Raw genomic sequence first — 11,323 nt, 5'->3', positions numbered from 1 at the left:
GGAGTCCTCACGGATCGTATGGAGCTGCTCGACGACAGCATCGTGCCGGAGCGCGCGCGAGACGTCAAACAGGAGGCCCGCGAGTTCGCCGACGAGTACATCGCCCCGAACGCCGAGGCGTACTACGAGTCGGGTGAGTACCCGTGGGAGGTCCTCGAGGCGGGGATGGACGCCGGCCTCGTCGCACAGGACATCGGCGAGGAGTACGGCGGGAAGGGGTTCGACCTCGCGCAGGTGCTGGCCATCGCGGAGGAGTTCTACCGCGCCGACGCCGGCATCGCGCTCACGCTCCAGCTCGCCAGCTTCGGGGCGGAGATGGTTGAGGATTACGGCACGGAGGAACAGAAAGAGGAGTACCTCCGCCCGGTCGCGGAGAACGACCAGATCTCGGGGCTCGCGGTCTCCGAGCCGCAGACCGGCTCGGACCTCGCGGGGATGACGACGAAGGCGGAGAAAGTAGAGGGCGGCTACGAGCTCACCGGCGAGAAGTACTGGGTCGGCAACGCGGTGGAGGCCGACTGGCTCACCGTCTACGCCAAGACCGGCGAGAGCGACGACCGCTACTCGAACTACACCCTGTTCATCGTCGAGACCGACTCGGACGGCTACGAGGCCGAGCACATCCCGGAGAAGATGGGGATGCGCGCGTCCAAGCAGGGCCACATCGTCTTCGAGGACTGCTTCGTGCCGGAGGAGAACGTCGTCGGCAGCGAGGGCGGCGGCTTCTACGTCCTCGCGGACTTCTTCAACCACGGCCGCGTCATCGTCGGCGGCCACGGGCTCGGGCTCGCGGCCGCGGCCATCGAGGAGGCGGAGGCGTTCATCGACGAGCGCGAGGCGTTCGGCCGCACCATCGACGACTTCCAGGCCGTCCAGCACACCATCTCGGACATGCGGATCGGGTTCGAGTCGGCGCGGGCGCTCAACTGGCGCGCCTGCGAGAAGGTCGCGAACAACGAGGACGCCGGCTACTGGGCCGCGCTGGCGAAGACGAAGTCGACGGAGGTCGCCACCGACTGCGCCGAGCGGGGCATGAAGCTCCACGGCGGCCGCTCGATCCTCACCGACCGCCGGATCGCCCGCGTCTACCGCGACGTCCGCATTCCGGTGATCTACGAGGGCGCCAACGACATCCAGCGCAACCTCATCTACCGGCAGTCGCGCTGAGCGGCCGTTGTTAAACTGAGTTCACAGCGTCGCGGCCGCCCGCTTCAGCGCCTCGCTCCCGTCGGTCGCGATCGGGTCCCCGTGCCCGATGCAGGCGACCTCGAACGCCGGGGCGCGTTCGGCGAGCCCGCGCACGCTCGTCGCGACCGCGTCCGTGTCGTAGCTGATCACCCAGCCGGAGGGCTTCAGGTCGCCGTCCGACGCCGAGACGAGATCGCCGAGCAGTCCGACCCCCAGTTCCTCGCTGACGTACGCGACGTGGCCCGGCGTGTGCCCGGGCGTGTGGTAGGCGGTGAACGAGCCGACCTCCTCGCCGTCGCGGACGCCGACGACGTCGAGGTCGGGGAGATCGGTGACGAGCCCGCCGAGCCGCTGGATCAGTCCTTTGTGGTTCCGGAGGGGCGGCGACCGCGCTCCGCGGATGAGTTGCGCGTCGAAGCCGTACGCGCGGACCGGTGCGTCGAGGTCGGGCGCGAGCGCCGCCAGCGTCCCGACGTGGTCGAGGTCGTAGTGGGTGAGGAGGACGCGACCGATCTCCGAGACCTCGACGCCGGCCTCGTCGAGGCCGCTCCGGATCGCCGCCTCGTCCCACGGCGTGCCGGCGTCGACGAGCGTCGGCACGTCGTCGGAGACGAGGTACGCGTTGACTCCGCGACAGTCGAGCCGCCAGACGCCGTCCGCGATCTCCGTCGCCATGTCCGTCGGGTACGGCCCGGAACGGAATGAACGCTGTCGTGGCGGAACCGCGGGGAACGCGGCCACCGCGGAGCCCAGCGGACGCCGTCGGCGGCGCTGGCGACGAAAGCGCCAAGACGCCGGGGCGACACCTCGGGGTATGCGACTCCAGGACTACTGGGGGATCGGGCCCAAGACGAGCGAGCGGCTCGTCGAGGCGCTCGGGACCGAGCGGGCGGTCGAGGCGATCGAGTCGGCGGACGTCCGCGCGCTCGTCGACGCCGGGCTCCACCGCGGCCGCGCGACCCGCATCCTCCGCCGGGCGAACGGCGAGGCCGGGATGGACGTGCTCGCGACGGGCGACGCGCGCTCGGTGTACGACGACCTCCTCGGACTCGCGGCCGACGCCGCGCTGACAGCCCACGCGGCGGACCGGATCCGGGTGTTGACCCCGCTGCTCGACCGCGACGCCGTCGAGGAACGACTGGATCGGGTGGTCGCCGCCCGCGACGCGTGGAGCGGCCTCGACGAGGCGGACCGCGAGGCCGTCGCCGACGCCTTCGCGGCGTACGACGAGGCGGACGGGTCCGACCTCGCCGCGGTCGAGACCGCCGTCGCGCTCCGCGAGGCGGGATTGACCGACGGCCCCTTCGCGGACGTGGGCGCGCTCGACGGCGATCGCCTGCGCGACGCGGCCGACGCGCTCGCCGACGTGCGTGGCTCGATCGACCCCGCCGGCGATCTCGACGGGGACGACATCGAGATCGCGAGCGGCGCCGACGCGGAGCTGGACCGCCTGCGCGAGCAGCTGTCGGCCGCGCGCGACCTCGCCGACTCCGCGTTCGACGTGCTCGAATCGGTCCGCGACGGGAGCCTCCGCGACTTCGAGGCGCTGGAGGCGGCGACCATCGAGCACGTCGCGCGCGAGACGGAGGTCGATCCCGCGACGGTCCGCTCGGCGGCGCCCGACGAGGCGCTCGACGCCGCCGACTTCGTCTCCGGGACGCTGCGCGACCTCGTCGCCGAACTCGAGACGGCAGTCGACGAGCGCGAGGCCGCGGTCGCGGCCGACATCCGCGAGCGGCTCGGCGACGACGACGTGACCGAGGAGGACACGACCGTCGCCCGCGCCGCGGCGGCGGTCTCTGACGCTGCCTTCCTGCTGTCGCTCGGACGGTTCGCGGCCGAGAACGGCCACGTCCGACCGACGCTCGTCGACGACGGCATCGCCGTGCGCGGCGCGCGGAACCCCTTCCTCGGCGGCGAGGTCCAGCCCGTCTCCTACGGCGTCGGCTCGCACTCGCTGGCGGACGAGGCGGGCGTCGCGAGCGCGGACGCCCCGCCGACCGGCGACCGCGTGAGCGTCCTCACCGGGGCGAACTCCGGCGGGAAGACGACGCTCTTGGAGACCCTCTGTGCGGTGGCGCTGCTCGCGTCGATGGGGCTGCCCGTGCCCGCCGACGCGGCCGAGGTGGGGACGTTCGACCGGATCGTCTTCCACCGACGGCACGCCTCCTTCAACGCCGGGGTGCTGGAGTCGACGCTGAAGTCGGTCGTCCCGCCGCTGACCGCGGACGGCCGGACACTCATGCTCGTCGACGAGTTCGAGGCGATCACGGAGCCGGGCCGGGCCGCCGACCTGTTGAACGGGCTGGTGACGCTCACCGTCGACCGCGGCGCGCTCGGCGTCTACGTCACGCACCTCGCCGAGGACCTGAGCCCGCTGCCCGACGCCGCCCGGATCGACGGCATCTTCGCGGAGGGGCTGACGAACGACCTCGAACTCCGCGTCGACTACCAGCCGCGGTTCGAGACGGTCGGGAAGTCCACGCCGGAGTTCATCGTCTCGCGGCTGGTCGCGAACGCGGGCGACCGCGGCGTCCGGGCTGGCTTCGAGCACCTCGCGGGCGCGGTCGGCGAGGAGGCCGTCCAGCGAACGCTCTCCGACGCCGAGTGGGCGGCGAACGATGAGTGAGGAGGGGAGCGGTCGGGACCCCGGACCCGACCGGATCCGGTCGATCGCCGTCCACCGCGAGGACGTGGCGAACGCGCTCGAAGCCACCCTCCGGAGCGACCGCGAGGTCGTGCTCCGCGCGACGCCGCCCTTCTCCGGGCGGATGCGCGCCCGCCTCCACGCGCTCGATGCGGGCGGGAACGGGAACGACGGCGGGGAACCGGGGAGCGCCGACGGCTCCGACGCCCCCGGGCCGCTTCATATCGACCCCCGGGACCTCGTCCCGGACGTCCCGCCGTACCCGGAGCCGGACGAGACCGCGAGCGAGCATCCTGACGCCGACCTCGAGGCTCGACGGGAGCGACACGCGGAGGCCGTCGAGGCGTGGCGCGAGCGCGTCCGGGAGCGCGTCGGCTCGACGGTCGAGATCGAGGTCGACGACGAGACCCGCACCGTCGACGTGGTCGCGCTCGGATAAAATCGGAGTTCCCCGTCCTGCCTACAGCCGTAACCGCTCGACAGCGGTGCCGGCGGCCTCGAAGTCGTCGTCGGTCGCGGCCGCGACCACGACGGTGTCCGCGTCGGTGTCGGCGTCGAGATCGGCCTCGAAGGCGCCGGCGTCGTCCGGCGTCACGAGCCGCGAGGTCGTTCGGGTGTGGACCGCGACGGTGTCCGCGTCCGTCTCGCCCGCGATGACGACCGAGTCCTCGACGAACTCGGCGGTGGCCGTCAGGTCGGGGCCGGCCGGGCGGTCGCGCTCGACGTAGCGGTCGCGGACGACGGTCGGCGTCTCCACCGGTTCGCCCGCGTCGACGCCGTGCGCCAGCCGGACGAAGCCGGCCATCGACCACGCGAGGGGGGTCGCCCCCCCGGTGCCCTCGCCGAACTCCCAGCCGTACTTCGTCGGGTGTTCGCGGTCCCACACCTGCTCGGGCAGCATCAGTCCGGAGTTGCCGAACCCGGCCATCGTCTCCAGCAGCGCCTCCGGTTCGAGCATCTCGTCGTCGGTGCCGCCGAAGGCGTCCGGACCGTCGGCGCGGGCGCGCAGTTCGTACTCGCCGCGCTCGCCGGTGAAGATGGGCCAGAGGCGCCCGCGGCCGTCGCCCGTGCCGGCCCACGGCGCGCCGGGATCGCCGACGGCGATCTCGCCGTACGCGTCGCCGACGTACCGGTACCAGGCGGCGCCGTGCGGCGTGTCGACGCGGATCGAGTCGTCGACGACGGAGACGGAGTTGCGGACGACCGCGTCGTCGGCGGGCTTGATCCCCAGCCGGACGAGCTCGAGGAAGCCGCCGTCGACGATCTCCCGCTCGTCGTAGGTGGGGCCGTCGTTGGCGATGGTGCGGGGCCGGCCGGAGTCGGGGTCCCCGTCCGCCGTGATCCGAAGGTAGTACGGCGTCCGGTCGTGGCGGTCGGTGCCGGTCGCGGTCGCGCACCACTCCTCGACGCGCGCCGTCCAATCGTCCGCGAGCGCGAGCCACGCGAGCGCGTCGGCGCGCAGCTCGTCGGGCGACGCCACGGCGTCGCTCCCGGAGTCGTCTCCCTCGCGTCGGTCGGCCTCTGCGAGCGCGAGCGCCGCGCCGCAGACCAGGCCGGCGATCTCGGCCGCGATGCTCGACGGCGAGTAGCCGGCCTCCTCCTCCCAGCGCTCCTGGGCGGTCTCGGGGCCGTTCTCGGCGATGTAGTCGAGCGAGCGGGCGACCTGGTCGTAGGTGTAGCCGGCGTCGTCGAGCGTCACGCCGCGCTCGTACAGCTGCCAGGCCATCACCGAGGGGAACCCGATGTTGTCCATCTGCTCGCCGCCCCACCGGGTCCGGCCGTCGATGTAGGTGTTCTGCGGGAGGAACCCGTCGTCGTCCTGCTGGGTGTTGTACAGGTACGCCAAGGCGTCCGCGCCGCGCTCGAGCTCGTCCATCTCGATCAGCGCGGTGAACACCTGGTAGAGGTCCCGCGACCAGACGAAGTTGTAGCCGTAGCCGCGGTCCTCCGCGGCGTACTCCGTCTCGCCCCACGGGACGGAGGGGCTCGCGATCCCCGCGCCGTCGTGGGCCTTGTCCTCGACGGCGGCCAGCGTCATCAAGGCGAAGCGGTACTGCGCCGCGAGGTCCGGGTCGCCCGCGACCGAGTCGGGGAGGTCGCGGTCAGCGAGCCACGACCGCCACGTCTCGGCGTACGCGTCCGCGGCGTCGTCGAATCCGCGCCCGAGCGCGCCCTCCGCCTCGCCGAGGGCGGCCGCGGTGTCCGAGCCTTCGGCGAACCCGAGCGCGACCGTGTCCGCGACGGTCGCGCCGCTCCCGACGAGGCCGGCCAGGACGACGTTGCCGACCGCCTCGGCCGACTCCTCGACCCGCTCGCCGTCGCCGAACAGCGCGTCCGCCGCGTCGCCGCCGGCCGCGAGCGCGCTGGCCCAGTCGAAGCCGTCGCCGCTCGCCAAGGCGAGCGCTGGGTCGAACGGCTCGCCCTCGTCGTCGACCAACTTGCCCGGGTCGCGGTCGGGGGTATCCTTCCGCGCGAGCAGGTGGGCCCCCGCCTCGCCGTCGACGCGCTCGGCGCGGTCGTTCGTGCCGACGTTGGCGATCGTCGCGTCCGCGAGCGCGTACACGTCGTACTCGCGGCTCCCCTCGAACCGGACGTCCGCGAGGATCGCGGTCCCGTCGGTGTCGACCGCGTACTCGACGCGGAGCGTCCAGGAGTGCCCGTGGCCGTCGCCGGTCTCGCGGATCGTCTGGACGTACGCGAGCGCGTCGTCGGCCGCCGGCTCCGTCGTCCGCTCTATCGTCTCCGTGGCCGTGACGTGACCCGTCTCGTCGAACGTCCGGATCGCGTACTCGGAGTCGGGGTCGGCGACGAGGAAGTCGAACGTCCGGACGTTCATCACGTCGATCCGGGGGAACCGCGCCTCGGTGAGCGCCCCCTCGGTGAGCGTGAACCACACGGGAACCGGCTCGTCGGCCTCGTAGTCGGCCGGCGTGCCGACGCCGAACTTCCGGCCGGTCGTCCAGTGCGGCGCCGCCTCGGGGCCCGTCTCGCGGTCGTGCGGGACCGGGAGCTCGCCGTGGCTCGCGAGCGTCACCGTCGCGTCGATCCGCAGCGCGTGCGACCACGCGATCGGGGTCGCGCTGTCGAGGTCGCCGTCGTCGAACGCCTGCTCCGCGAACAGCCCCGCCTCGTTGACGAAGGGGCCGTCGGGTTCGCAGAGCGCGTACAGGTCGCGGGCGTCGGCGAACAGCGGTCCGGCTGCCCCGCCGCGCTCCTCGACGACGCCGGCGAGCGTCGCCGCCGCGGTCGCGCCCCACAGCGTCGCGATGGACCACACCTTCGCGGCGCCCTGTTCGGCCGTGCGCCAGTCGTCGCCGGTGAACCTGACGAGCCCCTCCACCGAGGCGGTCTCGCGGCGGAGGGCGTCGATCGACTGCCGGACGTGGGTGTTGACGCGGTCGAGGAAGCGGTCGAACTCGCTGCTCTCGACGGGATCGATCGAGCCGGAGCCGTCGGTCGCGGCGTCGTCGGCCGCGGAGCCGTCGGCGCTCGGGTCGTCTCCCGCTCCGGCCTCGTCGTCGATCAGGGCGGCGTACTCGGCGGCCGCGGTCGCGAGCGCGAAGGTGCTGGCGTCGGCGCGGGCGTCCTGGCTCTCCTCGCTGGCGCGCTGGAGGAACCGCTCCGTGTCGGGGTTCCAGCGCGCGTCGAGCCCCGACAGCGCCGCGTCCGCGGCGTCGGCGGCGTCGGCGCGGAGGTCCTCGTCGACCGGCGCGCGCGCCACCGCGGCGAACGCCCGGAGGTACTCGGCGCCGGTGTGGGTGAACCGGCCGAGCGCGTTCTCCCAGCAGTTCTGACAGCGGCGCGGGAGCCCGTCCTCCTCGGTCGTTTCGAAGAGGAACTCGACGGCGTCCGTGATCGTCTCGTCGACGCGGTCGCGCCACTCGGTCGGGAGGTCCGCCTCGCGGCGCAAGGTCGCGAGGAAGGCGACGACCGTCGCGGGCTGGTCGAGCTGGTCGTTCGGGCCCGGCGTCGCGTTCGCGCCCTCGATCCGGGCGTTCGCCCAGCCGGGCGCGACCTTGCCCGAGTCGGCCCACACGCGGTGGGGCCACGAGCCGTCGGCGTCCTGGGTGCGGCAGAAGAAGCTCGCGGCCGCGAGCAGCTCCTCGTCGGCGTCGAGGCCGAGCTCCTCGCTGGCGCCGAGCAGCGCGGTCGACACCGTCGCCTCGTCGCGGAACCAAGTGTAGCCGTAGCCGCCGGAGGTGGAGTAGAAGGGGTCGAACTCGGGGGCGGCGATCCGGCCGCCGGACTCCGCTGTGAGCAGGTCGAGCGCGCGGAGGTCGCTGGCGATCACCGACCGGCGCGGGGCGTCCGCGGGCACGTCCGGGCCGCGACCGTCAGCGGCCTCCCGGAGGTCGTCGGCGTCGGGGTAGGCGGTGGCGATGTTCGAGACCGCCTCGATGCGGCGCTGGCGGTCGATCCCGTCGGTGAGCGCGTCCTTCGCGTCGTCGCCGGTATCGCGCGTCGCCCGGCGGTCGACGACGGCGCGGCCGGCGAGCGTGACCCGCTCCGTTCGCCCGTCGCGCTCGAAGGGCGCGCGGACGACGACGTCCGGGGTGAGCCGCGAGTCCTCGCGCCGATCGATCTCGCCGCGGTGCGGGAACCCGTCGCCGCCCTCGCCGAGCAGTTCCGGGATCGTCCGCAGGCGTTGGCCGTGGGCGTTCGAGAGGCCGGTGGACGCGGTGAGGAAGTCGTGTTCGGTGCGGTGGTACACCTCGACGACGCCGCCGTCCGCGGGACCGGCCCCGTCGTGGACCATGTTGCCGACCCGCCCCTCGACCATGTCGGGCGAGAACGCGTAGGCGGCGACGAGCTCGGCGTCGGCCGGCGGCGAGCCGCGGAGCTCGACGTGGGTGAGGTGCGTGTCGCTCACGATTAGGTCGAACTGGTGGATCGTGTAGCGGCCGGCGTCGTACTCGGTCTCGACGAGCGGCGTGTCGCCGTCGTAGTGCTGGCGGGTCGTCTCAAGGTCGTCGAACCAGCGGACGCCGCGCCCGGCGGTTATCCCCATCCGGAGGCGGTCGGCGCCGCCGACCTCGGAGAGGGAGTACGAACAGTCGTGGACGGTCCCGTCCGGCCCCACGTGGACCAGTCGGCCGTCGTCGCCGGTGAACGCGCCGGCGGTCATCGAGTGCTCCGCCGGGTAGCGCTCCCCGCGCCGACGTTCGTGCTCCGTAAGGGCGGTACGCAGTCGCATACCCGCCCTGCGCCGGCCGGAGTAAAAGCCTTGACGACCGCGGCGGAGACCGCGAGCCGCCGAGCGAGGCGACACCGAAACAAGAGCAACACCGAAGGCCCCGGGTGCCGATGGGCGTCACATGCACCACCCCGGACCCCCGCGCTTCCTCGCGACCGGCGAGCGGACGGAGCTGGCACCGAGAGACCCGGACCCCGACGCCGCGTACGCGTGGCGCGTCGCGGACGCGCCGCCAGACAGCGAGGCGACCGTCGGCGACGACCCCGTGACCGAGTTCACGCCCGACGTACCGGGGCGCTACCTGCTCGGCCTCGACGCGCCGGACGGCGACCACCTGCTCACGGTCCGCGCGTTCCCCGCGAGCTACGAGGGCGTCGACGTCGCCGGCGGGAGCGGCACCGCGATACGCGACCGCGACGCGGGCGACGTCGACGCCCCGGTCGACTACGCCGCCCGCGAGCGACACGAGGGGGTCGGCAAACCCCGCGTACGGGTGGACGCGAGCGTCGCGTCCGGCGACGACGCCGGGAGGAGGGGCGAAGCCGTGTTCACCGCGGTCCCCTCGCCGAACCCCGAGTCATCGCTCGACGCCGACGACTTGGCGGTGACGTTCGTCGTCGACGACCGCGACGTCGCCGACGCCGTCGCGGCGGGACGCGCGAACCCGCGGGACGCGCTCCGCGTGACCGGGGAGGGCCGCGAACTCCGCGTGCCGCTCGACGCGGTGCCCGAGCGGCTCCGGGTTCACGCCGTCGCCGTCGCGCGGGACCCGGGCGAGGACCCGCGCGTGAGCGTCGCCGACTCGGCCGCCGTGAAGCGGGTCGGCAGTAGCCCGTCCGCGCTCGACGACGCCGCCGAGGGCGAAGCCGTGTTGACGCCGGACACGCCCGAGTTCGAGACTGTCCGACTCAACGAGCCGCCGGGGTGGACCCGCGAGGCCTCCGTCTACGAGGTGTTCGTCCGCACCTTCGCGGACGCCGAGGAGGGCGAGGGGTTCGACGCCATCGCCGAGCGGATCCCGCGGATCGCGGAGCTCGGCGTGGACACGCTGTGGCTCACCCCGGTCCTCGGCCACGACGGGAAGCCGCACGGGTACAACATCGTCGACTTCTTCGACACCGCCGACGACCTCGGCGAGCGCGAGGACTTCGAGGCGCTCGTCGAGACCGCCCACGACCACGGGATGCGCGTGCTGTTCGACTTCGTCGCCAACCACACCGCGCGCGACCACGAGTGGTTCCGGGACGCGTATCAGAACCCCGACTCGCCGTTCCGCGACCGCTACGAGTGGCAGGAGTCGGGCGAGCCGGGCACCTACTTCGACTGGGAGCTGATCGCGAACCTGAACCACGCGAACCTCGACGTGCGGCGGTTCCTGCTCGACGTGATCGACGAGTGGGCGCCGCTCGTCGACGGGTTCCGCTGCGACATGGCGTGGGCGGTCCCCGACTCCTTCTGGCGCGAGCTCCGCGACCGCGTGAAGGACATCGACCGGGAGTTCCTCCTGATGGACGAGACGATCCCGTACATCCCCGGCTTCCACGAGGGGATGTTCGACGTCCACTTCGACGCGACGCTGTACTTCCAGCTCCGGCAGGTCGGCCGCGGGGCCGAGCCCGCCAGCACCGTCCTCGACGCGGTCGACCAGCGCGCCGAGATCGGGTTCCCGGACCACGCCGAGTTCCTCCAGTACATCGAGAACCACGACGAGACGCGCTACCGCGTCGAGTGCGGCGACGCCGCCGCGGCCGCCGCGGGCGCGGCGATCATGACGCTGCCGGGCGTCCCGATGGTGTACGCCGGCCAGGAGATCGGTCAGCGCGGGCGCCGGGACGCGATCGCGTGGGACCACGCGCGCGAGGAGGTCCGCGACCGCTACGAGCGCCTGCTCGAAACGCGGCGGGAGCACCCGGCACTCGGACCCGAGGGCGACCTCTCCCGCGTCGGCTACCACGTCGCGAGCGGCGATCTCTCCGAGCGGCCGATCGTCGCCAGCGGCGACGTCCACCCGGACGACGTGGTCGCGTTCCGTCGGCAAGACGGCGAGGAGGACCTCGTCGTCGTCCTCAACTTCGCGCCCGCAGACGCGAGCGTCGCGGTCGAGGTCGACCACGGCGAGCGCGACGTAGTGACCGGCGAGCGGTGTATCGTCGAGGACGGCGAGGGGACCGAGCGGCTCCGCGTCGACGAGGTGGCGGTGGTGCGGGTCGTAGGGGAGTAGGCGGCCCTCTCGGGCGGTCCGTTTCGCGAGTCGCTCTCGGCCGCGACCCGCCCGGACGCAACGCTTGAGTCGG

Annotated in this window: 6 protein-coding genes; 4 read left to right on the top strand and 2 right to left on the bottom strand. The window is 73.2% G+C overall.

The genetic code is table 11. The features are described 5' to 3' along the window. Positions 1-18 precede the first annotated feature (18 nt). Positions 19-1,167 carry an acyl-CoA dehydrogenase family protein gene (locus tag C466_RS05645; RefSeq protein ID WP_004598545.1) on the top strand — a complete coding sequence of 383 codons (1,149 nt, stop codon included), beginning with the start codon at positions 19-21 and terminating at the stop codon, positions 1,165-1,167. 21 nt (positions 1,168-1,188) lie between these two features. Here the strand turns inward: C466_RS05645 and C466_RS05640 are convergent, their stop codons facing one another. Beyond that, the gene (locus C466_RS05640) at positions 1,189-1,863 is read right to left on the bottom strand and encodes an MBL fold metallo-hydrolase (protein ID WP_004598544.1); all 675 of its coding nucleotides are present in this window, start codon (positions 1,861-1,863) and stop codon (positions 1,189-1,191) included. Positions 1,864-2,002: 139 nt separating this feature from the next. Between C466_RS05640 and C466_RS05635 the strand changes: the two genes are divergently transcribed. Both C466_RS05635 and C466_RS05630 read left to right on the top strand, forming a co-directional pair. Next, on the top strand, positions 2,003-3,817 hold the full coding sequence (locus tag C466_RS05635) for a MutS-related protein (protein WP_004598543.1): 1,815 nt from the start codon (positions 2,003-2,005) through the stop codon (positions 3,815-3,817). Beyond that, complete coding sequence (locus C466_RS05630; RefSeq protein WP_004598542.1) at positions 3,810-4,274, top strand: hypothetical protein; 465 nt, start codon at positions 3,810-3,812, stop codon at positions 4,272-4,274. The genes C466_RS05635 and C466_RS05630 overlap by 8 nt, the downstream gene beginning before the upstream one ends. Positions 4,275-4,295: 21 nt before the next feature. Here C466_RS05630 and C466_RS05625 read toward each other — a convergent pair whose 3' ends face one another. Next, a complete protein-coding gene (locus tag C466_RS05625) occupies positions 4,296-9,029 on the bottom strand; it encodes a glycoside hydrolase family 15 protein (RefSeq protein ID WP_004598541.1) in 4,734 nt (1,577 codons plus the stop codon). Between the two features lie 121 nt (positions 9,030-9,150). Here C466_RS05625 and malA point away from each other — a divergent pair, with 121 nt between their 5' ends. Further along, positions 9,151-11,250, top strand: a complete 2,100-nt coding sequence (gene malA, locus C466_RS05620) for an alpha-amylase MalA (protein WP_004598540.1) — start codon at positions 9,151-9,153, stop codon at positions 11,248-11,250. The last annotated feature ends 73 nt before the right edge of the window (positions 11,251-11,323 follow it).

It is taken from the genome of Halorubrum distributum JCM 10118 (genome assembly GCF_000337335.1).
GTDB lineage: Archaea > Halobacteriota > Halobacteria > Halobacteriales > Haloferacaceae > Halorubrum > Halorubrum distributum.
Note: the sequence above shows the minus strand (reverse complement) of the source record. Positions and strands in the feature narration are given on the sequence as shown.

Coding starts and splice junctions, on each gene's coding strand:
- C466_RS05630 (WP_004598542.1), top strand. CDS start 3,810: ATGAGTGAGGAGGGGAGCGGTCGGGACCCCGGACCCGACCGGATCCGG.
- C466_RS05640 (WP_004598544.1), bottom strand. CDS start 1,863: ATGGCGACGGAGATCGCGGACGGCGTCTGGCGGCTCGACTGTCGCGGA.
- C466_RS05635 (WP_004598543.1), top strand. CDS start 2,003: ATGCGACTCCAGGACTACTGGGGGATCGGGCCCAAGACGAGCGAGCGG.
- C466_RS05625 (WP_004598541.1), bottom strand. CDS start 9,029: ATGCGACTGCGTACCGCCCTTACGGAGCACGAACGTCGGCGCGGGGAG.
- C466_RS05645 (WP_004598545.1), top strand. CDS start 19: ATGGAGCTGCTCGACGACAGCATCGTGCCGGAGCGCGCGCGAGACGTC.
- malA (WP_004598540.1), top strand. CDS start 9,151: ATGCACCACCCCGGACCCCCGCGCTTCCTCGCGACCGGCGAGCGGACG.